The organism is Paenibacillus sp. 2TAB23, from assembly GCF_052115165.1.
Classification (GTDB): domain Bacteria; phylum Bacillota; class Bacilli; order Paenibacillales; family Paenibacillaceae; genus Pristimantibacillus.
Genome location: NZ_JBFRGD010000005.1, coordinates 25,140 through 49,374, shown reverse-complemented (window position 1 = coordinate 49,374; position 24,235 = coordinate 25,140). Strand labels below are relative to the sequence as shown.

Annotated in this window: 24 protein-coding genes and 1 tRNA gene; 4 read left to right on the top strand and 21 right to left on the bottom strand. The window is 48.3% G+C overall.

Annotation, left to right across the window (positions count from 1 at the left end; all coding sequences use genetic code 11):
- Positions 1–2: 2 nt before the first annotated feature.
- The 12 genes from AB4Z29_RS09740 to AB4Z29_RS09685 all read right to left on the bottom strand — a co-directional run bounded on the left by AB4Z29_RS09740 (position 3) and on the right by AB4Z29_RS09685 (position 14,988).
- Positions 3–1,454 (bottom strand): YycH family regulatory protein, encoded by a 1,452-nt coding sequence (locus AB4Z29_RS09740; RefSeq protein WP_441942863.1) that lies wholly within the window; start codon positions 1,452–1,454, stop codon positions 3–5.
- Positions 1,451–3,301 (bottom strand): cell wall metabolism sensor histidine kinase WalK, encoded by a 1,851-nt coding sequence (gene walK, locus AB4Z29_RS09735; RefSeq protein WP_441942862.1) that lies wholly within the window; start codon positions 3,299–3,301, stop codon positions 1,451–1,453. The genes AB4Z29_RS09740 and walK overlap by 4 nt, the downstream gene beginning before the upstream one ends.
- 1 nt (position 3,302) lies before the next feature.
- Complete coding sequence (yycF, locus tag AB4Z29_RS09730) at positions 3,303–4,049, bottom strand: response regulator YycF (RefSeq protein ID WP_183563358.1); 747 nt, start codon at positions 4,047–4,049, stop codon at positions 3,303–3,305.
- 198 nt (positions 4,050–4,247) lie between these two features.
- Positions 4,248–5,822: a peptidoglycan DD-metalloendopeptidase family protein gene (locus AB4Z29_RS09725; protein ID WP_441942861.1), complete on the bottom strand. Its 1,575-nt coding sequence runs from the start codon at positions 5,820–5,822 to the stop codon at positions 4,248–4,250.
- Positions 5,823–5,963: 141 nt separating this feature from the next.
- Complete coding sequence (locus tag AB4Z29_RS09720; protein WP_441942860.1) at positions 5,964–6,737, bottom strand: hypothetical protein; 774 nt, start codon at positions 6,735–6,737, stop codon at positions 5,964–5,966.
- A 165-nt stretch (positions 6,738–6,902) separates the two neighbouring features.
- Positions 6,903–8,189 (bottom strand): adenylosuccinate synthase, encoded by a 1,287-nt coding sequence (locus AB4Z29_RS09715; RefSeq protein ID WP_441942859.1) that lies wholly within the window; start codon positions 8,187–8,189, stop codon positions 6,903–6,905.
- A 198-nt stretch (positions 8,190–8,387) separates the two neighbouring features.
- Positions 8,388–9,749, bottom strand: coding sequence for a replicative DNA helicase (dnaB, locus tag AB4Z29_RS09710; RefSeq protein ID WP_183563370.1), 1,362 nt, complete (start codon positions 9,747–9,749; stop codon positions 8,388–8,390).
- Between the two features lie 133 nt (positions 9,750–9,882).
- Positions 9,883–10,326 (bottom strand): 50S ribosomal protein L9, encoded by a 444-nt coding sequence (rplI, locus tag AB4Z29_RS09705; protein ID WP_441942858.1) that lies wholly within the window; start codon positions 10,324–10,326, stop codon positions 9,883–9,885.
- On the bottom strand, positions 10,323–12,284 hold the full coding sequence (locus AB4Z29_RS09700; RefSeq protein ID WP_441942857.1) for a DHH family phosphoesterase: 1,962 nt from the start codon (positions 12,282–12,284) through the stop codon (positions 10,323–10,325). Before AB4Z29_RS09700 ends, rplI begins: the two co-directional genes overlap by 4 nt.
- An 18-nt stretch (positions 12,285–12,302) precedes the next feature.
- Entirely contained in the window at positions 12,303–13,208 is a 906-nt protein-coding gene (locus AB4Z29_RS09695; RefSeq protein WP_441942856.1) for a DUF2232 domain-containing protein, read from the bottom strand.
- A gap of 220 nt (positions 13,209–13,428) precedes the next feature.
- Positions 13,429–13,857 (bottom strand): CBS domain-containing protein, encoded by a 429-nt coding sequence (locus tag AB4Z29_RS09690; RefSeq protein WP_441942855.1) that lies wholly within the window; start codon positions 13,855–13,857, stop codon positions 13,429–13,431.
- Positions 13,858–13,938: 81 nt separating this feature from the next.
- Positions 13,939–14,988, bottom strand: coding sequence for an LCP family protein (locus AB4Z29_RS09685; RefSeq protein WP_441942854.1), 1,050 nt, complete (start codon positions 14,986–14,988; stop codon positions 13,939–13,941).
- A 205-nt stretch (positions 14,989–15,193) separates the two neighbouring features.
- On the opposite strand from AB4Z29_RS09685, the gene AB4Z29_RS09680 reads away from it, so the two are divergent.
- The 3 genes from AB4Z29_RS09680 to AB4Z29_RS09670 all read left to right on the top strand — a co-directional run bounded on the left by AB4Z29_RS09680 (position 15,194) and on the right by AB4Z29_RS09670 (position 17,714).
- Positions 15,194–15,550: a DUF4870 domain-containing protein gene (locus AB4Z29_RS09680; RefSeq protein WP_312890899.1), complete on the top strand. Its 357-nt coding sequence runs from the start codon at positions 15,194–15,196 to the stop codon at positions 15,548–15,550.
- 263 nt (positions 15,551–15,813) lie between these two features.
- Positions 15,814–17,133, top strand: a complete 1,320-nt coding sequence (locus tag AB4Z29_RS09675) for a hemolysin family protein (protein ID WP_441942853.1) — start codon at positions 15,814–15,816, stop codon at positions 17,131–17,133.
- Between the two features lie 116 nt (positions 17,134–17,249).
- Entirely contained in the window at positions 17,250–17,714 is a 465-nt protein-coding gene (locus tag AB4Z29_RS09670) for a CBO0543 family protein (RefSeq protein ID WP_441942852.1), read from the top strand.
- A 3-nt stretch (positions 17,715–17,717) separates the two neighbouring features.
- Here AB4Z29_RS09670 and AB4Z29_RS09665 read toward each other — a convergent pair whose 3' ends face one another.
- The 5 genes from AB4Z29_RS09665 to rpsF all read right to left on the bottom strand — a co-directional run bounded on the left by AB4Z29_RS09665 (position 17,718) and on the right by rpsF (position 21,554).
- Positions 17,718–18,875, bottom strand: a complete 1,158-nt coding sequence (locus tag AB4Z29_RS09665) for an AI-2E family transporter (RefSeq protein ID WP_441942851.1) — start codon at positions 18,873–18,875, stop codon at positions 17,718–17,720.
- A 149-nt stretch (positions 18,876–19,024) separates the two neighbouring features.
- On the bottom strand, positions 19,025–20,185 hold the full coding sequence (locus AB4Z29_RS09660) for a cation:proton antiporter (RefSeq protein WP_441942849.1): 1,161 nt from the start codon (positions 20,183–20,185) through the stop codon (positions 19,025–19,027).
- 130 nt (positions 20,186–20,315) lie between these two features.
- Positions 20,316–20,600 carry a 30S ribosomal protein S18 gene (rpsR, locus tag AB4Z29_RS09655; RefSeq protein WP_441942848.1) on the bottom strand — a complete coding sequence of 95 codons (285 nt, stop codon included), beginning with the start codon at positions 20,598–20,600 and terminating at the stop codon, positions 20,316–20,318.
- A 111-nt stretch (positions 20,601–20,711) separates the two neighbouring features.
- Positions 20,712–21,233, bottom strand: coding sequence for a single-stranded DNA-binding protein (gene ssb / locus AB4Z29_RS09650; protein ID WP_308997673.1), 522 nt, complete (start codon positions 21,231–21,233; stop codon positions 20,712–20,714).
- A gap of 36 nt (positions 21,234–21,269) precedes the next feature.
- Complete coding sequence (gene rpsF, locus AB4Z29_RS09645) at positions 21,270–21,554, bottom strand: 30S ribosomal protein S6 (protein WP_139990857.1); 285 nt, start codon at positions 21,552–21,554, stop codon at positions 21,270–21,272.
- Between the two features lie 250 nt (positions 21,555–21,804).
- Between rpsF and AB4Z29_RS09640 the strand changes: the two genes are divergently transcribed.
- Positions 21,805–21,987: a YjzC family protein gene (locus AB4Z29_RS09640; protein WP_183563404.1), complete on the top strand. Its 183-nt coding sequence runs from the start codon at positions 21,805–21,807 to the stop codon at positions 21,985–21,987.
- Between the two features lie 463 nt (positions 21,988–22,450).
- On the opposite strand, the gene AB4Z29_RS09635 is transcribed toward AB4Z29_RS09640, so the two are convergent.
- The 4 genes from AB4Z29_RS09635 to AB4Z29_RS09620 all read right to left on the bottom strand — a co-directional run bounded on the left by AB4Z29_RS09635 (position 22,451) and on the right by AB4Z29_RS09620 (position 24,223).
- Positions 22,451–22,909: a helix-hairpin-helix domain-containing protein gene (locus tag AB4Z29_RS09635; protein ID WP_441942847.1), complete on the bottom strand. Its 459-nt coding sequence runs from the start codon at positions 22,907–22,909 to the stop codon at positions 22,451–22,453.
- A 69-nt stretch (positions 22,910–22,978) separates the two neighbouring features.
- A tRNA-Ser gene (locus AB4Z29_RS09630) sits at positions 22,979–23,069 on the bottom strand.
- 67 nt (positions 23,070–23,136) lie between these two features.
- Positions 23,137–23,358, bottom strand: coding sequence for a DUF951 domain-containing protein (locus tag AB4Z29_RS09625; protein ID WP_441942846.1), 222 nt, complete (start codon positions 23,356–23,358; stop codon positions 23,137–23,139).
- Positions 23,348–24,223, bottom strand: coding sequence for a mechanosensitive ion channel family protein (locus AB4Z29_RS09620; RefSeq protein ID WP_441942845.1), 876 nt, complete (start codon positions 24,221–24,223; stop codon positions 23,348–23,350). Before AB4Z29_RS09620 ends, AB4Z29_RS09625 begins: the two co-directional genes overlap by 11 nt.
- Between the last annotated feature and the right edge of the window lie 12 nt (positions 24,224–24,235).

Genomic DNA, 24,235 nt, shown 5'->3' with positions numbered 1-24,235 from the left:
CCTTATTTCCCTTTTCCGAAAAACAGCGGGTTTGCTCCGCCGACCGATACGGTCGAAGCTCCTGCACCATTCGTAGCTGTTGCGGTGTCAGCATCATCTCCGCTGCCATCCGCGGCGTCGTTCATGGACGACTCCAGAACCTGCTTAGGGGGCTCATACCCGCTCGGATAAGCATCGGTCAGCATTTCTTCCGTTCCGTCCACTAGACGTACCGCCCAGATCGGGTTGAAACGAAGTCTCTCCTCATCTATCGGCAGCGCCTGCAGTGCTGGGAACAATGTCTTCACCTCGCTGCGGCGGTCATACCGGTTAAGAATGGATTGGAGCTCCTCGCCGCCGGGCAGCCATCTCACCGTACGGGATTCGGAATCCGCAGCGAGCGTAATCAGCGATCTCGCATACTCCGTCACGACTCCCTGCTGAAGCGTAAGCTTCATGTAGCCGTAATGGAACGGAGATGCCGCAAGGACCGGATATTGCTCCACGTATTGCTTGAAGCGAATAGCCTTGCCTTCGCCCCCTGGCAATGCATTCACGAACCGATGAACGCCGTCCCAACCTCCATGCTGATTCACAAAGTCTACCGAGGCATACACATTGTCGCTTAATAGATTTTCCGTAATTTGCGGCGCACTCGGATCGGTATAGTTAATCCACTTGCCGTTTTGCTCTACCTGAAGGCCCCGCTTGCCGTCTGTATATATCTGCGAGCCGCCCCGATCCTCTAGCGCCCTTGTCGTGCTCGGATCAAACATGCTGCGCTGCATTAAATCCGGCGAATAGGTATCGTAGGGGAACAGCATTTCCGTTGATTGGATCGGAACAGCCGGAACATATAGCCCGTCTGCGGTCATCGTATATTTCGGCTGGAATTGTCCGAAGCCTACATAATCCTGCACGTCGCGAACGGTTAAGTCGGCACGTACGGACTCATACACCATCTCGCCATCCGAGCTGAAGAAGAACGTTCTGATCTCCTCCGTACCGGTCGTTTTGAAAATCCAAATCCGGTCAATCGTCTCGTTTAGAAACAGCAGATCGCCTTCTAGCTTAAGCAGCTTCTGCAGCAGCTCCACCGGTATTCCGTTCTCGAACCGCAGTTCAATTCCAATATCGTTCTTCCGAATCTCTTCCCAATTCAGCACATCCGACGGGCTTCGTTGAAAGCCCTTGAATTCCCTGCCCTGAATACGCTGGTTAAGAATCATGTCGTAGAACTGCGTGCCTGGATAAATGATGGTATGCTTGTTGCCGCCCAGATGGATAACAAGCGTCTCTGGAAATATGACGCTCTCCACGCTTGTCGCCGTTCCCATCGGCTCGGTATTCACATAATCCTGGTCGCTTCTGACCGTCGCCCCAAGGCCTGGCATGCTGTAAGCCAGCAAGTAGCTTTGAAGAAGGCTGAGCGCGACAAGCACGATTAGTGTTGTCGTCTTTATTTTCTCCTTCATGCAGGCTCACCCCCTTCTTGCAGCAGCGGGAGCGTGAAGGTCACTGTCGTACCCTCGTTAAGCTCGGAATACAGCGAAATTGTGCCGCTGTGAGCCTTCACAATTTCCCGGGCAATCGAAAGCCCGAGGCCGGTTCCGCCCATGTTGCGCGAGCGTGCCTTATCCACGCGGTAGAATCGGTCAAAAATCCGATCCAAATCCTTTTTGGGAATACCAATCCCCGTATCTTTGACGCTGATGGCCAGCAATGCCGAATCGGACGGCTTCTTCGCCGTTAATTCAATGGTCCCACCGTCCAGCGTGTATTTAATCGCGTTCGAGAACAAATTATCGAGCACCTGGTCAATCTGATCGCGGTCAAGCCAAGCCGACTCCAATCCGTTATCGACGCGCACAGCTGCCTTGATCGACTTCTGCCTAAGCTGGAAGGAAAAACGGTCAGCCACCTCGTCCAGCATATCATGCACATTGGTCTGTCTGCGACGAAGGGGCGCCTGATTAGAGTCCAATCGGGACAGATGCAGCAGATCCGTTACCAGCCTGATCATACGCTCCGTCTCATTGCGGATAACGCCTACAAAACGCTCCGACAGCTCTCGTTCCTCTAGCGCACCGTCATTAAGTGCTTCTGCATAGCTTTTGATCGTGGTGAGCGGCGTCCGCAGCTCATGCGATACGTTGGCAACGAACTGGCGGCGCGACTGCTCAAGCTTCTCCTGCTCCGTTACGTCTTGAAGCACAGCTATCGTACCCGTAATTCCTTTATCGCGGCGATGAATCGGCGTAAAGGTAGCCCGCAGATGCCCTTCCTCGCTATCGCTCATGTCCTGCTCGTCCACACTGCGTGCAATGAGCAGCGTCTGACCGCGCCCTTGCTGAAGCTCACTCAGACGCTGCTCGGATAGTTCAAAGACCTCCGGCAATACAAGCCCCTCGAAGGTGCGTACGTCGAGCAGCTCCAGCGCACGTCTATTCCATACAATGACATTGCCGTTCTCGTCTGCCGCAACTACGCCATCACTCATATTCGACAGAATAGAAGCAAGCTTCTCATTCTCTTCTTCATTCACGGACAAGGCTTCCTTCAGCCTGATTGTCATATCATTGAACGCGACGCTCAAGCTGCCGATCTCATCATCCCCGAGCACAGGCACCTGAAGATCGAACTTCCCTTGCGCGATCGCTTCTGCCTGCCGCGTCAGCCCTTGGATGGGACTTGTAATCGTATGCGCCAGCAATATCCCGAGCACTCCCGTTAAGCCGAGCGCAATGAGCGTTCCCGAGAAAAAGATTTGATTGACCCGATTCACCGTCTCGTAGAGCTCATTCATCGAAGCTACGACATAGACGACGCCGACTACCTTGTTGTCATTAATCGTAACCGGCTGCGCGATCATTTTTTTGCGTGTGTTGTCCTCATCTATAATTTCCTGTTCATTGTCGGTTATGTTCTGAAGCGCCCTGCTCACGGCAAGCGACTTATTCTTCTGGCCGATATACGATTGATTGCTCTGAACCGAGGTCGCGACCATCTTGCCATTTGAGTCCAGCACCTGAACCTCCGCGCCGCTTATGCTGAACAGGTTGCGAACGACAAAGCTGAGATCCTCGGTCGTGCTCTCTGACGAATCGCCTTCTGTATCCGGCTTGGCAGCAAGGCTGGGAGCTGCGAATTTCGAGAGAATATCAGCCTGCTCCTTGAGGTTCTTCGTGAAGCTGTCTATCAATGAATTCTTTACTGTGCTGATGAAATAAACGCCAATTAGCTGCATCGCTACGAGAATAAGCAGCAAGTAGATGATGACCAGCTTGACTTGAATCGTTCGGAAGAAGCTTTTGCCCTTCATCCTACGCGAAGCCTCCGGACTTGGAATTGCGCATCATGTATCCGAGGCCGCGCCGGGTCATAATATACTCCGGACGACTTGGGTCATCCTCGATTTTCTCGCGGAGTCTCCTAATCGTTACGTCCACTGTCCGCACATCTCCAAAATACTCAAAGCCCCACACCGCCTGCAGCAAATGCTCGCGCGTCATCACCTTGCCGCTGTTGCGAGCCATATAATACACCAGCTCATATTCGCGATGAGTAAGGTCAAGCGGCTCACCGTCCTTATAAACGACGTACATATCGGTATCAATAAACAAATTAAACAGCTTGAATCCCTGCTGTTCCTGCTCGGCAGGCTCCTCGGAGGAGCTTGCACGCTCGCCATTTGCTCCAGCAGGCTTCTGCTGTCTGCGCAAATGCGCCTTCACGCGCGCCAGCAGCTCTCGCGTGCTGAATGGTTTCGTTACATAATCGTCGGCGCCCAGCTCAAGACCAAGCACCTTGTCAATTTCCGTATCCTTGGCAGTCAGCATAATAATCGGCATTTGCAGCTTGGCGCGAACCTCGCGGCATACGTCCATGCCATCCTTTACGGGAAGCATCAGGTCGAGCAGAATCAAATCAGGCAGCTCCTCAAATGCGAGCCGTACTGCTTCTCCGCCGTCAAAGGCGCAAATGACCTGATGGCCTTCCTTCTCCAAATTAAACTTTATAATATCGGCTATCGGCTGTTCGTCATCGACCACTAATATTTTTCCGTGCATCGCTACACCCGCCCGTCGCTTGTCCTATAATAAACACTTGTAACTTCTATTTTAACACACGTTATCCATTCCTTCACAATGAAACTTCCCTCATGTTAGCAAGGTTTTTCCTTTCAATCTTTTTACACGTTTACTTACAAAAAAAATCACCTCCGCATGAAGCGAAAGTGATTATTTCTGTTTATATTTGGGTATAAATTATAAGTACTTTAATGGATTCTGAAGAACGCCGTCCTTATGCACTTCGAAATGCAAATGTACGCCCGTTGAGTTTCCTGTGCTGCCCATGATACCGATAGTATCGCCTTGCTCGACAACGGCGCCTACCTTTGTTTTGTATGAGTTTAGATGCCCATAGACCGTAGTATATCCGTTTTTGTGGTTGATAATGATCGTCTTGCCTAGACCTGGCTTCGTGCCGACAAATTCAACAATGCCGTTATCGGAAGCATGGATATTCTTGTTGCCGGTCAAATCAATCCCGTTATGCATACGGCCCCAGCGTTTGCCGAACTTGCTCGTCAAACGTGATCCGGATACCGGCATCGCGAAACGTCCTGTTCCTTCGCCGAGTATAACCTTTGTTCCTCTCTCGACGATTTTAGGCATTGCTTCTTTGATAACTTCCTTTGTAAGAAGCTCTTCCGAGACGACATAACCGTTCTGCTTGGTAATGCGGTACGTTAATCGCTTCGAGCCAGCCGAGCCTTCTGAAATGGTCTTGGATTCGCCGACACGCATGTCCGCATTTTTCTTAATCTCAACCGGCGGCTCAATCGTCTCGACCTCAACCAGATTTTCGATGGTTTTAACCGTAAGCTCCGGCTGAAGGACCGTTAGATCGAGTACATCGCCAATCGTTATTTTGTCATCCTTGATCCAAGCATTATTCTTGTAGATGACTTCAGGAGAAATATCAAACTTCTGCGCGATACAGCCGACGCAATCTCCGGCTTGTACCGTGTATTTGGTAGGTTGAATGCTGCCCTGCACAAGCATCTTATAGATCGCTTCCGCTTCCATAATCTGTTCGGGATCGATATCGATTGATTCTGTCATAACAGCTTCTATGAATTCGACCTCTGTTACTTCACGCCCCGGCGTCTTGGACGCAGGCTTGGCTTCCGCAGCAGGTACTGCTTTCTCATTAGAATCGAAGGAGAGCGATTTAACTTCCTTCTGATTTTTCTTCGCTGCCGCAAGCTCAGGTGCAAACTTGCTTTGAACGCGCAGCAATACATCATCAGCCGTCTGCTGATCCTTTACGATGCCGATTACTTTTCCGTCTACCTTTACCTCTACGCCAACCGCATGAGATGCAAACAAGCCCTCGAGCTTGTCCAATGTGACATCCGTTTCAGGCGTTCCTTTGAAGGCTTCAGTAGCTTCGTATGTAATCGTACCCGTATCAAGCACCATGTTAAGACCTGGATTTGCTTGCTGAACCTCTTCTGTCTCCAGAAGAACGAGCTGTTCTACTTCCTGTGGGTCGCTTACGGTTCCAACCGCTGTGCCATTCATATATACGTTATAAAATTCGACTGTGTTTGCTTGGACATATTGGATTCCGCTAAATCCTGCTACTGTGAGGAGAACGAGAGCTCCCCCTGCCAATTGAACCGGTTTCTTCCGCCATATAGGCAATTTGGCCTTATCGCTTGCAGGTTGTTGCTGTTTCTTGCCACTCAAGTGTTGCGATCGGTCACGCCGAAAGTACTGAATCGATTGATTCCATACCTTCTGAATCCGACCCTTGTCCCTGAAAACGGTCATGATTGTCTCCTTTTCGCGCTTATGCAACTATTTTTCTGGCTTCCGACAATAAAAAAAGGCGAATTATCCTGTCGGATCACTCGCCTAATACTTTAACATATGCCCAACAATTGGAGCAACCTTTACAAGACGTTCGTAATATTAATATTTCTTCAGAATGTCCATCATTTGGGTATATTCCGTCTTGTCGAGATGCTGTGCCATGATCTGTTGGATAGCTGTCAGCTCCTGTTCCGTCAGCCCATTTTCGATATATTGTGAGATGGTTTGCCATGATTCCTGGGGCAATTTGCTCATTAATAGGCCAAATAGCTCATCCTTGTCCTTGTCGGACATCTGTTCCTTCACTTCCGTCAACTCATCGGTTGTCATTGCCGTTTCACTGCCATCAATTCCGGCCACGCCTTCCTCCACGACGGTCCCGCTATCTGGCGCCGAACCGGCACCCGCCTGTGTGCCTCCACCGATTCCAATATCCGTCAGCGGAGGATCCGATGCTTGGCTGAAAGCATCTACCGATGCCGGAGGATCTTTCTCCGTCTCTTGCTGCGCATTGGCTTCTGTTTTATCCTCCGTATTCGCGTTTGTATTATTCTCAGTACTCGCTTTCGGACTATCTTCATTACCCGCTTCTGGAGTATCCTCGGTTTTCGCTTCCGAAGTGTCTTTCGTATTCTCTTGCTCTTGCGCTTCCGTTTGTTCTGCAATATCCGTCGTCACTAACGGGTCAGCTCCCCAGAGCTTGCCCCATACGCCTGACATTGCCATAGGCGGCACCTCAAGCGGAAGATTGAATTGTTTTAATATAGACTCTACATAACTAGTAACAATATATCCGGTGGTCCATATGCATAGGAAGCTTAGAATCAGTCCTGAAGCAACCAGCTTACCCAGCCATCCGATTCGTTTCAACATTTGCCACATTCCCTTCGTTACGCAGCCTAGCTTTATTTCTTCAAAAGCTGACGTTACCATAATCTGTTATATACCATTATGGTCAACAAAAGGGACGGGCATTCTCACTTATGCCAAAACATGCAAAAAAGGATGGCCTCAGGGCCATCCTTCTATGTTAGCATTCTATTCGTAAATTGGGCGAACCGGGTTCGTTTGCTCACGGTTGCGTCCTACGGAGAAGATCGCAATCGGAATACCTGTAAGCTCTGATACGCGGTTCAAGTAGTTGCGTGTATTCACTGGCAGATCCTCAAGCGTCTTGGCATTGGAGATATCTTCTGACCAGCCTGGGTGCTCCTCGTAGATCGCTTCGCACTCCGAAACCATTTTGAGGCTCGCCGGATACGTTTCGATCACTTCGCCGCGCAGCTTGTAGCCTGTGCAGATCTTTACCGTTTCAAGACCTGTAAGCACATCTAGTGAATTCAGAGATAGACCCGTAATGCCGCTTACGCGGCGCGCATGGCGAACGACAACCGTATCGAACCAGCCGACGCGGCGCGGACGGCCTGTTACGGTGCCATATTCATGGCCTTTATCGCGAATCAATTGACCGATTTCATTATCCTGCTCCGTCGGGAAAGGACCGTCGCCTACACGGGTTGTATACGCTTTGGCAACGCCGATTACTTGCTGAATCTTTGATGGGCCTACGCCCGAACCGATACATACGCCGCCAGCCGATGGGTTGGAGGAGGTTACATACGGATAAGTGCCTTGGTCAATATCAAGCATAACGCCTTGTGCGCCTTCGAACAGCACCTTCTGACCTGCATCGATTGCATCGTTAAGCACAACGGACGTGTCTGTCACATATTTGCGCAGAACTTCAGCGAATCCAAGATAGTCGCGAACGATGGAATCCGCATCCAAATGCGAGCCTCCGTAGACCTGCTCGATCAATTGGTTTTTCTCGATGATGATGCTGCGAACTCTTGTTTCGAATTCCTCTGCATCCATCAAATCAGCGATACGGATACCGTTGCGAGCTGCTTTGTCCATATAGCAAGGGCCAATTCCTTTGCGAGTCGTACCAATCTTATTGTCGCCTTTGCGGTCTTCTTCAAGGCCGTCAAGCACAAGATGGTAAGGCATAATAACATGCGCGCGGTCACTGATTTTCAAGTTGTCCGTTGAGAAGCCGTTATCATGAATATAGTTAATTTCGTCGATCAGAGCTTCGGGGTTGATAACCATCCCGTTGCCGATGACGCAAGTTTTATTATGGTTGAAAATACCCGATGGAATCATCGTCAATTTATACTTTTTGTTATCAATAAGGATCGTGTGTCCGGCATTGTTTCCCCCTTGGTAACGAGCGACGACGTCGGCTCCCTCTGCCAAGTAATCAGTGATTTTGCCTTTACCTTCGTCTCCCCACTGTGTACCAACAACAACAACCGTAGACATAATTATACCCCCGTCCGGTGTTTATAAGCACCGAAAATTACCGTCCAAATGCTGCAGCACGCGATGTCCTTCATAAGAAAAGACATAATTGCTACGTGATATCAGTCAAAAGACAGCATTAATAGTGTAGCAGTCCATCTGCTAGAAGTCAAACTAAAAACGAACAATTGCATAGCTGCCCATGCAATTGTTCGGATATTAAGAGGCTTGCATCGGATCCTGATGCGCGCGGTCTATGCTGACGAATTTATTGTACTTTTTGAGGAACACCAGCTCGACCGTGCCAACCGGTCCGTTACGCTGTTTAGCGATAATAATTTCGATAATATCTTTTTTCTCGGACTCTTTATCGTAGTAGTCATCCCGGTAAAGGAAGGAAACGATATCAGCATCTTGCTCAATCGAACCCGATTCCCGAAGATCGGACATCATCGGGCGTTTATCCTGCCGCTGCTCAACACCCCGGCTGAGCTGCGAAAGCGCAATAACCGGAACCTCAAGCTCACGCGCGATTTGCTTCAGCGTCCGCGAAATCTCGGATACCTCCTGCTGCCTGTTCTCGCCCGCTTTACCACGGCCGGAAATCAGCTGCAAGTAATCGATCATAATCATGCCGAGCCCTTTTTCCTTCTTCAGACGACGGCATTTGGCACGAATCTCAGCTACCGTAATCCCCGGCGTGTCATCGATAAAAATTTGCGCTTCCGACAAGGAGCCGATTGCCATCGTGAGCTTTTCCCAATCGTCACCTTCCAGGTGGCCTGTACGCATGCGCTGTGCATCCACATTTGCTTCGGCGCAGATCATACGTTGAACCAGTTGAGCCGCTGACATCTCCAGACTGAATATGGCCACAGTCTCTCTCGCGCGCACGCCGACATTTTGCGCAACGTTCAGCGCGAATGCCGTTTTACCTACGGAAGGACGCGCTGCAACGATAATCAAGTCGCTTCGCTGGAAGCCGGCGGTCATCCGGTCTAGATCGGTAAAGCCCGACGGAATGCCCGTCGTGCCTCCCTTGTCCTGATAAAGCTGCTCAACCTTCTCGAATACCTCCATCAGCACGTCCCTGATGGAGATGAATCCGCTGCCGGAACGGCGATTCGATATCTCTAGAATTTGTTTCTCTGCGTCCCCAAGCAGGACGCCAACATCATCGGAATTGGCATAACCATCGGAAACGATATTCGTCGCGGTACGAATTAAACGCCTAAGCATCGATTTCTCTTCGACGATCTGCGCGTAATAATCAACATTCGCGGCAGTCGGCACCGAATTGGCCAGCTTCGCCAAATAGCTGACGCCGCCGATTTCTTCAAGCAGATGCTGATCCTGCAAATGCGCGGTCAAGGTCACGAGATCGACCGGTTGGTTGTTCTCAGCAATCTCAACCATCGCTTCGTAGATTTGTCTATGGGGACCGCTGTAGAAATCTTCGCTGCGCACCCGCTCCATCGCCGTGATGAGCGCTTCCGACTGCAGCAATATGGCTCCGATAACAGCTTGTTCAGCCTCTAGATTTTGCGGGGGAACTCGGTCAAACATCAGCTCGTTACTCATTGGGAACCTCCTAAAAGGTTTGCGTAGCAAACCTACTTCGTAAGCATTAACTTAGGTTTGCTACGCAAACCCGCATCCTATACATAAGCGAAGGCTTGCGTAGCAAATTTGCTGCACAAGCCCGGGTCGCTTTCTATTCTTCGCTTGCCTGAACGCTTAGCTTTGCCTTTACTTCAGGGTGAAGCTTAACAATGACCTGAGTTACGCCTAGCGTACGGATCGGATCATCCAGCTCGATTTTGCGTTTGTCGATTTTAATGCCTTGCGCTGCCAGAGCTTCACCGATTTGCTTGCTCGTGATGGCACCGAACAATCTTCCGCCTTCGCCTGCTTTGGTTTTAATGACAACCGTCATTTCCTCCATTTTCTTGCCAAGCGCCTGCGCGTCTTCCTTTTCTTTCTCCTTACGCTTCTGTTCCGAAGCTGTCTGAACCTCAAGCGTCTTCAGGTTGCCGTCAGACGCCAGCTTCGCCAGTCCTTGCGGCAATAAAAAATTACGTACATATCCTTCGGAAAGATCCTTTACTTGGCCTTTCTTCCCTTGTCCTTTAACATCCTGCAAAAAGATCACTTTCATTCAAATAACCCCTCTTCCGTTTCGATTTCGTCCAATACCTGTTTCAGTCGCTCGGCAACTTCCACTACCGAACCTTCAAGCTGAGCGGCCGCATTCGTCAAGTGTCCGCCTCCGCCCATTCTTTCCATTACGACCTGCACGTTCATATGACCGAGTGAACGAGCGCTAATGCCGATGAGCCCGTCAGCCCGCTCCCCGATAACAAAGGAAGCCAGTATGTCGGTCATATTCAGCAGCGTGTCTGCCGATTGAGCAATGAGCAGCTGCGAATATTTGCGGCCAGACTCCGTAACAGCGATGGCTACATGCTCGTATAGCACTTCGGCATGCTTAATGATTTCCGCTTTTCGTACGTACTCCTCGAGATCCTCCTTCAGCATCCGCTGAATCATCATCGAGTCAGCGCCATTGCGGCGCAGGAATGAGGCAGCCTCGAACGTTCTCGCTCCCGTGCGGAGCGAGAAGCTCTTCGTATCCACAGTGATGCCCGCAAGGAGCGCCGTGGACTCCCTAACATCGAGTACGACACGGTCATGTATATATTGAAGCAGCTCCGTAACGAGCTCGCAAGTCGACGAAGCGTACGGCTCCATGTAGACCAATATCGCATTAGCGATAAATTCCTCGCTGCGGCGATGATGATCAATTACGACGATACGGTCCGTTTGCGTAAGCAGCTTCGGCTCCTTCACCATCGACACCTTATGCGTATCAACGACGACCGCGAGCGTCTGCGGCGTAATGAGCGCCGTCGCTTGCTCAGGCGATACGAATCGCTTAGACAGCTTCTCGTCTTCCCTGATAAGCTCCATCATCTTCTGGATAGCAGGATTGACACCCTCTAATACGATATAAGCTTCCTTGCCAAACAGCTGCGCCGCTTTCATTACGCCGATTGCCGCGCCGATTGCATCCATATCCGGCATTTTGTGGCCCATGATGACAACATTATGACTCTCGCGAATCAAATCACGGAGCGCATGTGCAACGACACGGGCGCGAACCCGCGTCCGCTTCTCTACGGCATTCGACTTGCCGCCGTAGAACGACTGCCGACTCCCCACCTTAACGGCAGCCTGGTCTCCGCCGCGACCGAGCGCAATATCAAGGCTTGTGTGCGCCCATTGGCCAAGCTCGATAATATGCTCGGCACCCGCGGCGAACCCAATGCTTAGCGTGACAGGGATTTTGTGATCGCCTGTAATTTCTCTTACTTCGTCCAGCACGATAAAGCGGGATTGCTCCAGCTGCTTCAGCGTGCGCTGATCGGTTACAAGCAGGAACCGGTCCGAGGTGAGCCTTTTCAAATAAATTTGGTATTTCTGTGCCCATTCCGTAATCTCCGTTGTAACCTTTGCCAGCATCGAGCTGCGCTGATGATCATCAAGGCCCTGCGTTACTTCCTCAAGGTTATCAATCATGACAACGCCAAGCACGAGCTTCTCATCATCATATTTACGGCCAAGCTGCCAAAGCTCCGTAATATTTTTCACGTACAGGATTCGTTCCTTCGGCTTGAAGATCAGTTGGTATACCTGCGAGCCCACCGTCGCTTCCACGGTGCCTTCCCGCTCCTTTACCTGCTGCAAGGAAGGGAATATCTCGGCAAGCGGTACGCCAATGACCGTTTCCAATCCTGTCATATCCGCTATATAAGGATTATGCCACTCTACGATTCGATCCTCGTTATATAAAATAATTCCGAAGGGAAGCTCGCTGACAACGTCGTTGCCCGCTTTCTTCACCCGATATGACAATGTGCCCAAATATGTTTTAAGATCTTTGCGGAAAGCCCGCTCCGCCATTACGGTATAAACCAAAACCCCGCCGGTAAGCAGCAGCCCGAGCAGGCCAAGCAGCCATTCAAACCAAGCAAGCGCCACCGACATGAACACCATCAGGACAAAAGCCCATACCTGATGCATGCCATGCCAACGCGTAACCAAAAACTTCGGCATTTCCTATCCGCTCCTGTGCTATGGTTTCGTAAAAGACTTGCGGATTGGGAAAGCAGTATCCAGCACACCAATTAAGCTAAGCGGCGGGAACAATAGCACCGGAATTGCAATAAGCACCGGCACCGCTTTATTCCATCCTCGCTGGTGAGCGAGAAAGAAGAAAAATCCGACAGCCTGAAACGCAAAAACAAAACTAAGCAAAGGAACCAGGTTCAGTAAAGCGACCGAAAAGAAAGACTCGTTCGTTGTGGATGAGAATAGCTCCATTACATACGTAATTAAGTACAACACGACAAGCAGGCGCGGAAGCCGCCATTCCCTTGCACGCGTGAATCTTGGCACCTCTGGACCGCCGCTCCATTTCACGGCTCTGCGACCTAAAAACTGCGCAATTGCGGTGATCGTAAAGGAGATCATAATAAAGGTTACCGGAATAGAGTTGATCATCGTTTGAATAACCAGCTCCGTTAGGCTGGAATCCCATTCGGTTGGCAGCAGGCTTTGAGACATAAGGTCTTCAACAGACACGCGAATGAATGAGCTCAGCTCTTTGATGAGCGACAGATCCAAGAACACCTCAAATACGAGCAGCTCTAGCATCAACTGCGCCAGAACGACAACGCCGACCGTCCGAACCACCCTCGAAGCAGGCGCTTGCTTAATATACAAGTGGCCCATCACAATGGACGGGATGAGAAAAAACAATCCGATAATAAGCGTAGCTGGACCACCGATAAAAAATGCCAGCACCCAAACGGGCAGCAGATGCAGCGCGAACGCTTTGGGCGACAAGGTCGTATAAAGCACCACATACGGCACCATAAGCAGCAGCATGGCAAAAACATTCAAGAGCGGTACTAACAGGGTCAATAATAAAAGGAGTGCCGCACAGCTCCACAGCACTGGTTTCAAGCCGGTTCTCAAACCGTTCACCTCTTGCTTATATAATCTGGTTTCTTACGAAACTTTTACAACTCATTATAGCATAAAAGCAAAACATATCACGCACATTCACGCCAACGCCCCGCTTCACCCGAAAAAACAAAAAAGACGGAACAGTCATGCCATTCCGTCTCCATTTTTATTAGATTGCCCTGCTGAGCTTAAACTTAGTACCTGCGCGCCATTACAGGAGCCGTACCGGCTATTTGTCCTGCAGCACGTTATGCTGCTCCATAATAATTTTCTGGCAGTAATCGATAATTTCGCTTCTCCGAACGATGCCGATAAACCGGTTCATATCATCGACGACGGGCACGAAGTTTTGCAGCTTCGCGAGCGAGATCAGGTCATCCATATTGGCATCGATCCGAACGGTCTTGTTGTTCATACGAAGCGGCACATCCGCAAGCCTGATCTTATTGGTCTGATCCAGCGTCAAATCGGCATGGTCCTTGATGTACCATAGAAGATCGCCTTCCGTCACCGTACCTGCATAACCGCCGTCATCATTAATAATAGGTACTGCCGTATATCTGTGGTATTCCATGCGCTCAAGCGTCTGTCTAAGCGTCGCATCCTGCGTGAGGCACACGACCTCCTGTTTCGGCAATAAAAAGAAAGCAATATTCATATTCCCCAACAACTCCGTTCCGTTTGCTGTTTCCCCTATTCGTGTTGGCCGAAGGCAGCAGACGGATCGGAGCAAGCAGAATTACTGCTTGGAGGCTTCTTCGCTGCTCGATAGCGAGCCTACCTCTTTCACCTTGTTCACTGTGTACTTATCCGGCAATATCAAGCTGGATGCAGGCGCATCTGCGTTCAACCAGCTCTTAATCATCGTCTGTACCTTCGACAAATCCTCTTCATCGGCAAAATAATACCATGGCCCGCCGTTCTTCAAACGATGGCCGCTTCCAAGCAGAGAGTGACTGTAAATATTCCTATCCTTCGCCTGCAGCATGCTTTGGCCTAGATCGACGAGCTGCTGCGGACGCATATCCGTGCTGAAATTTTCGCCCATAATATTCATTAGATCGGGAATTTTGGACCATTGATTCATTTGCTTTGCTTTGTCCATGAGAAGGCCCAGAAAGATTTGATGCCGTTCCGTACGGTTCATATCTCCGCCTGCATCCTCACGATATCTCACGTAATTTAGCGTATCTTGACCATTATAGCTTTCTTGCCCTGCTTTGATGACGAATTTCTCGTGGTCGGCGTCATCATTAATCATGTCCTCTTCAATAGGGAGCGACATGCCGCCAAGCGTGTCTATCACATTGCGGAAGCCTTCGAAGTTAATAGAAGCGTAATAATTAATCGGCGCATCTAAAAACTTTTGTACGGTGTCCATCGCCATTCCTGCTCCGCCATACGCATATGCATGTGTAATTTTATCCTCTTTGTCCTTGCCCACGATCTCCACATACATATCCCGAGGAATCGAAACCATCAGCATATCTCCATCATTGGGACGAACAACCGTGTAGATCATCGTATCAGAGCGCCCGATCTCCTTGCCTCGCTGATCGACACCGAGCAGAAGTACGGAGAACGGATCCTGATTCTTATCTATTGTACTAACCGGAATGGGTTCCCGTCCATCTATCGGTTTATAGGTTTGCTCCAGCTGCTTCTCCACATGTCCTTCCAGAAACCAATCGAATCCCAGCATAGCCAATGCCCCGCGATTGAAAAAAACAGTAACGGCAAGGATAACCACTGCGGCTGACGCTGCATACATCCATTTACGTTTATTCATAATATGATGAATTCTCCTATCTGGTCTATTCTTTTATAAACACGCATTCTCAGTTTAGACGATATATTGTCGAAACAGGTTACAAAACTTTTACAATGGAATCATACCAGAAATGGATATTTTTTTATAATATAAAGAGGTCTAGTCCTAACTCGCGGCGAATACAATCAGGAAAGTATATGCAATTATAGAAAGGGTGAAAATTATGGATCATCCCCCATCCTTGAAACCGGACAGCTCCTCAACCGGCCTGGACCCTAAAGTAGCGGGCTTGCTTTGCTACCTCGGCGGCTTTATTACCGGCATTATATTCCTAGTTCTAGAGAAGAACAGCCGCTTCGTCAGACTGCATGCTGTGCAATCGATCGTAGTGTCAGTCGCTCTCATCGTCCTTAACCTGCTATTTGGCTTTATTCCCGTTATCGGCTGGTTGCTTGGGTTGCTGCTTGTGCCTGTCGGCTTTGTTCTGTGGATTGGCCTTATGCTGCTTACGCTGCAAGGCAAGCTCAATAAGCTTCCTGTTATAGGCGACTGGTCAGAGCAGCAAGCCAGCAAATTTTAATTCTATTGCTTCAAAATGGGACGGCCTTCTGCCGTTCTTTTTTGTTCTTTTAATAAGTTCATAAGAACTACTCTTAAAACCATTAACATTACCTCGTAATTTAAAGAAAATGTCTAATATCGATTAGCCCAACGCTCCAAATGCGCTTAATTGAACGCTTACCGCAATTTATCACCGATTCAGAGGTTTGAAGAATTGGCAGAAAGTTCGTACTATTAAATGAAACCAAAAAATCGAAACAAGAAGGATCGTGAATATTTCATATGGGTATAGGACTTAATCTAGTATTATTTGCTTTACTAATTGTGCTCACTGCTTTTTTCGTTGCTACTGAATTTGCCATTATCAAGCTTCGGACCAGCCGAGTTGATCAATTAGTCGTTGAGGGCAAGAAAAACGCGATTGCCGTTCAACGTGTAGTCAGTAATTTAGATGGATACCTATCGGCTTGTCAGCTCGGCATAACCATTACAGCGCTTGGACTCGGATGGCTCGGAGAGCCAACGGTAGAGAAATTATTGCTCCCGCTATTCGAAACATGGCAGCTCAACAGCGATCTTAGCCACATTCTTTCATTCGTCATTGCCTTTATCGGCGTAACGTTCCTGCATGTTGTCATCGGCGAGCTTGCTCCGAAGAGCATTGCGATTCAGAAGGCAGAGCTTGTCAGCTTCGCCGTTGTTAAACCGATTATTCTGTTCTACAAGGTCATGTACCCATTTATCTGGCTCTTAAACGGTTCAGCTAATGCATTAGTTCGTTTGTTCGGCTTGAAGCCGGCCAAGGAGCATGAGAATGCCCATAGCGAAGAAGAAATTCAAATTATATTAAGCGACAGCCTTGAAAGCGGCAAAATCAACACGACGGAATATGGTTATGTAAACCGCATATTTGCTTTTGATGAAATTTTGGCAAAAGAAATTATGGTTCCGCGTACTGATATGACCGTACTATATAAAAACAATACCTTGCAGCAAAATATGGACATCATCCGCAAGGAGCAATATACCCGCTTTCCTGTTGCCGGCGACAGCAAGGACAATATCGTTGGCATGATCAATACCAAGCAGCTGTTCCTTCAGTATCAAGAGAACAAGCAAATTGATTTGCAAACCCTCATCCAGCCGGTCATGTCCGTAGCTGAGGTGCTGCCTGTCAAAACCTTGCTGACGCGTATGCAGCAGGAGCGCGTACATTTTGCCATTGTTGTCGATGAATATGGCGGCACTTCCGGACTTGTTACCATTGAGGATATCCTTGAGGAAATTGTCGGAGATATCCGGGACGAATTCGATGCCGACGAACGTAAGGACATTGAGAAGATATCCGAGACGTCCTATCTCCTGGACGGCAAAGTATCGCTTACCGAGCTTGGCGACCTGATTGGTACGGAGCTGACTCATGAGGAAGTTGATACCGTTGGCGGTTGGCTTTACAGTGAGATGGAAGAAGCAAAACCCGGCAAGAAGTTGGACTTTCATCATTTGACCTTCACGATCCGCGAGGTAAGCAAGCACCGCATCAACAAAGTAGAGCTGACGATTACACCGCGACAGTCTTTGCTTAAACCTGAAATCGGCTAATAAGATAATAAGTAACAAGGCAGATGTCCAATGACCTCTGCCTTGTTTTTTGTCGCATGAATATACGGGCTGAGATCAAGGGCATCTTAATAAAAAAGAAAAGGAGAGGAATAAACATGCATATTGATATGGTCCTTAATATCATTTGTGGTTTGGTTATTCCTTGGCTCGCTGCTATTCCACTTATACGTAAGAAGCCGAGAGTCTTAGCTCTCATCTGTCCGATTGGTGCAGTGGCTTCCTTAGTCATCAACTCGCTTGGCTTCCAGATGGGATTCTGGGACTTTACGCCGTTTATCCCGAATGACGAATCCGTCTCCGCCATGCCGCTTGGCCTTGGCATTTACCCCATCCTTGGCAGCTATATGATTAGGACCATTCAACATCACAAGAGCAAGACGGCGCTCGTTTTGTTTTTGTTTATCTTTTTTACGACACTGCTTGAATTCATTGCCTTGCTATTCGGCAAAGTGTCCTACGGAAACGGTTGGAATATCGGCTATACATTCTTGTCCTATGTTCTGGCCTTTGGAATTGTTTATTTATACTACAAGCTGTTGAACCGCTTCCGTATGCTATGACAGCTATGACAGCTGATCCTCGCGCAGCTCTTCCTTGTATAGCGAAGAACGGCTTGTGAACCAATCATACAAGTGAATGACAATGACCTTCAGCACCGCATACCCAGGAACGGCTAACACGATTCCCGCTAGCCCGAACAGGTTCCCCGCCGTCAAGATGACGAATATGATCGTGATCGGATGGATCTGCAGGCTTTTGCCCATAATCTGCGGCGAGATGAATTTGCCTTCTATGAGTTGAACAATCGTCCAAATGACGATCATCTTCAGCAGCATAACAGGGGATGTGACGAGCGCTACGACCAAAGCAGGCGTAATCGCAATAGCAGGCCCGAGGTAAGGAATCACACTCGTGCAGGCTGCAACTAACGCAAGGACAAGCGAATACTCCAATCCAATAATCAAATATCCGATATACAGCAGCATGCCAATGCAGAAGCTGACGATAATCTGGCCTCTGATATAGCTGCTGATCTGGCCATTCATTTCTGCCATAATTCGTTTCGACTGCGGCTGCAGCTGGTTAGGCAGAAAACGGACAATCGCTTGCGGCAAATGCTTGCCATCCTTGAGAAGATAGAACAAAATGAACGGCAGCGTCACAATAGCTAGAAATACTTCCTTAATCGCACCTACAAACGATCCTACACTCGACAGCGTGCCATTCAGCAGCGAGGTTGCCTGCTCTGTGATATTGCCGGATAGCTCCGATGGATTTAAATTAAACCACTCCTGAATCTGCATAAAACCGGGACTATCCATAAAGCCCTCGAAATTGTTGCGCAGCTGTTCTCCGTACTTAGGGAAATTGTTGACGAAGCTAACCGCCTGTTCATTAAGAAAAGGAATTACTGCAACGAGCAATATCGTTATAAGACCTGCTCCGAGCAGGAATAACAGAATAATCGAGTACACCCTTTTAATGCGGTTGCGCTCCAAGTAATCCACGATCGGATTAAGCAGATAGTAAGCGATTCCCGCTAGTATGACAGGCAAAAGCAGCGTTTTAAGGAGCACCGTAATCGGCGTAAAGATATATGATATTTTGGTAAGCACCATAATATTTAACCCGACTAGCAGCAGCACAAGCAGAAACAAAACGAATTTGTTATTCAGAATAAACCGTTTGAACCGATCGGTTCCCGATTTTGCGTTTTCCATCTTAAAGTCCCTTTCCTTCCCATAAAGGCAATCATTTTGGTTTATTGTAGCATTACTTTAAACCAAAACGCGAATGGGAGGCTCGAGCATTCTTTACACAGCTCTATGCAGGCTGTCTTCTCCGTCTACCGTTACGCGCTGTCCCGGAATTATCTTTTTAATGCCTTCCCCTCTTCTGCCGACGGAAAGATAAGCTTCAACATAGGCGGAGTCACCAAAGTCGTAATCATAATGACCATAACTACAGCTGTAAAATAAATCTGCGGCAGCAATCCGGATTGTAATCCGCTAGCCGAAATAATAAGCGCTACTTCCCCTCTTGATACCATCCCGGCACCAATCGCAAGCGACGACCGATTATTAAACCCAGTCAGCCTTGCGCCTAACCCGCCCCCGAACAGCTTAGACAGAATAGCAACTAGGGATAGCACAATGATAAATATGAGTTGGTTGCCTACGCCATCCAAAGTAATGTTCAAGCCAATGCTGACGAAAAATACAGGAACGAAAAGGGTGTACGCGATAGGCTCAACCTTCTTCTCCACCTCATGTCTGAAAGACGTTTGCGAGATCGCAATCCCCGCGGCAAATGCCCCAATAATGCCTGCCACTCCCATTTTCTCTGCGAAATATGCAAATGAGAAGCAAGCAATCAAAGCCCCGCTCATCAACGCTTCCGTCACTTTAAGCCTTGCTATCAGCTTCATGAAGACTGGAACGACCCAGATAGAAACCGCAATAACCACTACAAAAAATAATGCCTTTTTGCCGATTAATGCCGGAATTGACACGCTTTCCGCCGTACCCAGCAAGCTGAGCATCACTGCCAGCAATATGACAACGACGACATCATCTACAACTGCTGCTCCCAGAATCGTGCTGCCTTCCTTTGAGTTAAGCTGATTCAGCTCCTTCAATGCCTGAACCGAGATACTGACGGAGGTTGCACAGAGCAGCAGCGCCAAGAACAATGATTCGGATTGCGATAATCCAAGCCATGAAGCAACGGCAAATCCGCCGATAAACGGCAAAATAATGCCGCCGATTGCAACCGCAAACGCAGATTTCCAGTTTTGTCTGAGCTGATTCAAATCTGTTTCCAGACCTGCAATAAACATAAGCAATAGCACACCTATTTCCGCAAAATGATCTATGAATTCACCAGGCTGTATCCAGCCGAGAAAAGCCGGCCCTAGAATGATGCCCACGATTAACTTGCCCAGCACGGCTGGCTGACCCAGCTTCACGGACAAGTGGCCAGCAGCTTTGGTCGCCGCAATAATCAGTGCTAAATAAAAAATAAACTGCATGAATGTACACTCCTTACCCGTTTGGCTTAGCATACAACAAAAAAAGGCCCTTATACATTGGGCCTCTAAACAAACAAAAAGAGCCCTTGGTGACAGGCTCCTCCGTTTTGGTGCATATTCATTTCACAACCTATTCAGTCGTGTAAGGAAGCAATGCGATTTGACGTGAACGTTTAATTGCGATTGTAAGCAAGCGTTGGTATTTCGCGCTTGTTCCAGTCACACGACGTGGCAAGATTTTGCCGCGCTCGCTGATAAACTTTTTCAGCAAATCAACATCTTTATAGTCAATTTTAGTGATTTTGTTTACAGTGAAGAAACACACTTTACGGCGTTTGTTACGTCCGCCTTTACGTCCGCTGAACTTACGTTCTGGACGCTCGTCGCCACCGTTATCTCTTTGCTTGAAAGCCATGATAGGTATCCTCCTTATCGTTGATAATTGTACAATTACACAGCTGCTCTATATTGCGATAAAGGCTGTATAATCGTTCCATCGATATGCGAAGTAGCTAGTACTCCGATATCAGAATGGCAAATCATCCTCTGATATATCAATCGGGCGTCCGTCATCCTGGAAAGGATCACGGCTGTCGTTACGTGAGTTATTGCCAGATGGCCGGTTACCGCCGCTTTGGGAAGCGTTGCCGCCGTAAGATCCGCCGCCGCTGCTTGTACCGCCGCTGTAGCTGCTTCCGCCTTCTTCGCGCGAGCCGCCGCCGTCTTTGTTGGATTCCAAGAACCGTACGTTATCAGCGATAACTTCCGTTACGTAGACGCGTTTGCCTTCGTTATTCTCGTAATTCCGCACTTGTATGCGTCCTTCAACCGCTGTTAAGCGGCCTTTACGCAAGTAGTTGGCGCAAGTCTCGGCCAGTTGACGCCAAGTTACAACCGGAATGAAATCCGCTTCACGCTCGCCTTGACCGCCGCTCGTAAACGGACGATCTACCGCTAACGTAAATTGTGTAACCGCAACACCTGCAGGCGTATAGCGAAGCTCTGGGTCTCTCGTCAATCTACCAATTAGTATAACACGATTCAACATCGTTTCTGACCTCCCAATCGAACAATCCAGCGTGGATTAAGCGACGTCTCTGACGATCAACGAACGGATAACTTCATCCGTAATCTTCATGATGCGGTCAAGTTCATTCACAACTTCAGTCGTTGCGTTGAAATGTACCAGTATAAAATAACCATCACGAAGCTTGTTGATTTCATACGCAAGACGACGTTTTCCGCTCACATCTTGCTTTGTGACCTCTCCGCCGTTGGAGATAATGCCATGGAATTTGTCAACGATTGCCTGCAAGGCTTCTTGCTCAACGTCTGGACGAACGATGTACATTACTTCATATTTGCGCATATTGTTTCACCTCCTCTTGGACTAGCGGCCCCATAAATGGAGCAAGGAACGAGCTTCTGCTCGCATCTCTATATTATATCAAATCCAAAAGCCTATGACAAGTGATTTTAACAGTTGAGTTCCATTTGTATGTTTATAGCCGATATCTGCTACTTATGCAATCGAGCTTTACTGCAGATACTATCCCAGCGGATAGATGTGAACCATCGATCTTACCGTGCAAATATTACGTATATGGAGGGTGATCCTAATGGGTGAAGGTACCATGTTTTCTCCGGGAGACAAAGCACCGAACGACGGCACTTACATCGAGGATGGAGTGAATTCCTTTCACATGGGCATTCAAAACCCCAAAAAAGTAACCTTGAACAAAGGGCAACGATTCCCCGATACAAGCAACCATGAGCGCAAATGGAAGCGCATGGGCCATTAATTGTCAATTATCTAGCTGTATAGGGTTGAAAAGGACTGGTTATTCTATTATGTGACGGTGTAAGAGAGGTGTGGTTCCGTTGAACCATTCTGGCAATAAGCGTAACGGCTATACCCGCAATCAAGCGGATTAGCTCTCGTTTCGCTCATGAACATTTGCAGCATTTGCAGCCTTTAGGTTACAAGCTGTGCATGAAGCCTTAAGAGAATTTCTTTCACACAGGATTGAAGCGGAGGATTGTGCCAAAGACGCTTGTCTCTCATGCACATGCATTCGAGCATCGCTGCAAGCAACCGTTCAATCGGAATTGCAGCATTGTGCTCAAGTGGAATAAATGAGGCTTTGGCTAATTTTCTCCAATTGACGAATGAAGTTTCCCATGTTTCAGATACTTGTCGTGTTTATGAATTGACTCGACCATTCAACACCGTCAAGAAGAGGGCTCGCGAGAGCCCTCTTTCATTTATTTATGCCATGCTTTGTTGGGTCGATCAGATGGATAACCCTGTTCTGCTCTGTATTGCTTACGCTCCGCCGTGAAGTCCCACCACTGCTTATCGCTGCCAGGGTGGCTAGCATGATGCACGGCAAGCCTCATCACGTCTTCTACGCAGGGATCCATCCAAACCCCGTGCAGCCGCTCTAGCCGCTCAACGAGCTGGGCGCCGCTCTCTCCGCTGCTTTTAATCTGTTCTAATGAATGAAAACCAAGCTCATATAGATTTTGAGCGAGGCTCGGCCCAATGGAAGGTATGTTTTGAAAAAGTGCTAGAGCCCGTATATGCGATGCCCTCTCCTGCGGTACATGCATGATCAGACAAAGTTCACGTACAGAGCAGTTTTTCAGGTCTATTAGTTTTACTTTTGCATGTCTTAAATGCTTGCGTTCATCATCGGTTAAAGGCAGCTTCGGTATACTCATCGAAGGGACCTCCCAGCATAAAATATAAAAAAAACGATTCGGTAATCGAATCGTTTAACTGTTTGTTTATGGCGGAGAAGGTGGGATTCGAACCCACGCACGGTTTGACCCGCCTAGCTGATTTCGAGTCAGCCCCCTTGGGCCTCTTGGGTACCTCTCCGCATGTAAAAATTATTGTAGCACACAGCATGTCTTCCTGCAAGTGCTTTCTTCAAAATAAACGTTGATTATTGTAAACCCGATAAACCTTCCGTAGAAGCATTTGAACGAAGAACCTTCTTCATGTTTTTCTCAAACTTAGCTCTAGGGATCAACACGCTGTGCTTGCAGCCTACGCATTTAATGCGAATATCCATCCCCATGCGTATAATTTCCATTTCATTAGAGCCGCAAGGATGCTGTTTTTTCATTTGAACAACATCTCCCAGCTCAAACTGCTTACGCTCCATCTTTGACGCCTCCTTTTTCATTGCGCTGATAGGTTACCATTCTTGGGTAAGGAATTTCAATTCCGTTTGCATCCAGCGACTTCTTGATTACCATATTGAGCTTACGCGAAACAATGGGATGCGTATTCGGTCTGCATTCCGCCACAACACGTATCGTTACCCCTGTAGGAGCAATGGTCTGAATACCGAGAACCTCCGGGGCATTTATCAGATTCTCATCCTGCATAGTAATCATCGTATGACGAATAACCTCGAGTGCTCGATCGACCTCTTCCTCAAAGGCAATCGAAATATCAATAACCGCTATACTATTATTTATAGAGAAGTTAGTCACTTCATTAATCATTCCGTTGGGAACAATATGTACTTCTCCCGTCCAGCTTTGTATGCGTGTCGTGCGCAAACCAATAACCTCTACTGTTCCTTTGAACTGCCCTGTCTGAATGACATCACCAACAGCGAATTGATCCTCCAGCACGATAAAAAAGCCAGTGATGATATCCTTCACCAAGCTTTGTGCGCCAAACCCGATAGCAAGACCGAGAACGCCTGCTCCTGCGAGCAAAGGCCCCAGATTGATGCCGAACTCTGACAATACAAGCATTACCGTAATAAAGTAAACGACATACGAGGCTACATTTTTCATTAGCTTGCCTACTGTAGTCATTCGTCTTGTATGGTTTGCAGGTCTCTTGCTCTCACGCTCTAAGATAACGCGATCAATGGTTTTATGTATGATCCACACGACAAGTCGGCCTATAGCGAGGAACATAATGATTCTCAGCGCCGAGCTTCCAAAGGCCTCCCACAATTCGTTATCTGTCAACCATGCGACAACCTTATCATATCGTTCGTTGATTGACATCCCCATACCTCC

Excerpts from the sequence above, each read along its gene's own strand:
- AB4Z29_RS09740 (WP_441942863.1), bottom strand. The coding sequence starts at position 1,454 with ATGAAGGAGAAAATAAAGACGACAACACTAATCGTGCTTGTCGCGCTC.
- walK (WP_441942862.1), bottom strand. The coding sequence starts at position 3,301 with ATGAAGGGCAAAAGCTTCTTCCGAACGATTCAAGTCAAGCTGGTCATC.
- yycF (WP_183563358.1), bottom strand. The coding sequence starts at position 4,049 with ATGCACGGAAAAATATTAGTGGTCGATGACGAACAGCCGATAGCCGAT.
- AB4Z29_RS09725 (WP_441942861.1), bottom strand. The coding sequence starts at position 5,822 with ATGACCGTTTTCAGGGACAAGGGTCGGATTCAGAAGGTATGGAATCAA.
- AB4Z29_RS09720 (WP_441942860.1), bottom strand. The coding sequence starts at position 6,737 with ATGTTGAAACGAATCGGATGGCTGGGTAAGCTGGTTGCTTCAGGACTG.
- AB4Z29_RS09715 (WP_441942859.1), bottom strand. The coding sequence starts at position 8,189 with ATGTCTACGGTTGTTGTTGTTGGTACACAGTGGGGAGACGAAGGTAAA.
- dnaB (WP_183563370.1), bottom strand. The coding sequence starts at position 9,749 with ATGAGTAACGAGCTGATGTTTGACCGAGTTCCCCCGCAAAATCTAGAG.
- rplI (WP_441942858.1), bottom strand. The coding sequence starts at position 10,326 with ATGAAAGTGATCTTTTTGCAGGATGTTAAAGGACAAGGGAAGAAAGGC.
- AB4Z29_RS09700 (WP_441942857.1), bottom strand. The coding sequence starts at position 12,284 with ATGCCGAAGTTTTTGGTTACGCGTTGGCATGGCATGCATCAGGTATGG.
- AB4Z29_RS09690 (WP_441942855.1), bottom strand. The coding sequence starts at position 13,857 with ATGAATATTGCTTTCTTTTTATTGCCGAAACAGGAGGTCGTGTGCCTC.
- AB4Z29_RS09685 (WP_441942854.1), bottom strand. The coding sequence starts at position 14,988 with ATGAATAAACGTAAATGGATGTATGCAGCGTCAGCCGCAGTGGTTATC.
- AB4Z29_RS09680 (WP_312890899.1), top strand. The coding sequence starts at position 15,194 with ATGGATCATCCCCCATCCTTGAAACCGGACAGCTCCTCAACCGGCCTG.
- AB4Z29_RS09675 (WP_441942853.1), top strand. The coding sequence starts at position 15,814 with ATGGGTATAGGACTTAATCTAGTATTATTTGCTTTACTAATTGTGCTC.
- AB4Z29_RS09670 (WP_441942852.1), top strand. The coding sequence starts at position 17,250 with ATGCATATTGATATGGTCCTTAATATCATTTGTGGTTTGGTTATTCCT.
- AB4Z29_RS09665 (WP_441942851.1), bottom strand. The coding sequence starts at position 18,875 with ATGGAAAACGCAAAATCGGGAACCGATCGGTTCAAACGGTTTATTCTG.
- AB4Z29_RS09660 (WP_441942849.1), bottom strand. The coding sequence starts at position 20,185 with ATGCAGTTTATTTTTTATTTAGCACTGATTATTGCGGCGACCAAAGCT.
- rpsR (WP_441942848.1), bottom strand. The coding sequence starts at position 20,600 with ATGGCTTTCAAGCAAAGAGATAACGGTGGCGACGAGCGTCCAGAACGT.
- ssb (WP_308997673.1), bottom strand. The coding sequence starts at position 21,233 with ATGTTGAATCGTGTTATACTAATTGGTAGATTGACGAGAGACCCAGAG.
- rpsF (WP_139990857.1), bottom strand. The coding sequence starts at position 21,554 with ATGCGCAAATATGAAGTAATGTACATCGTTCGTCCAGACGTTGAGCAA.
- AB4Z29_RS09640 (WP_183563404.1), top strand. The coding sequence starts at position 21,805 with ATGGGTGAAGGTACCATGTTTTCTCCGGGAGACAAAGCACCGAACGAC.
- AB4Z29_RS09635 (WP_441942847.1), bottom strand. The coding sequence starts at position 22,909 with ATGAGTATACCGAAGCTGCCTTTAACCGATGATGAACGCAAGCATTTA.
- AB4Z29_RS09625 (WP_441942846.1), bottom strand. The coding sequence starts at position 23,358 with ATGGAGCGTAAGCAGTTTGAGCTGGGAGATGTTGTTCAAATGAAAAAA.
- AB4Z29_RS09620 (WP_441942845.1), bottom strand. The coding sequence starts at position 24,223 with ATGTCAATCAACGAACGATATGATAAGGTTGTCGCATGGTTGACAGAT.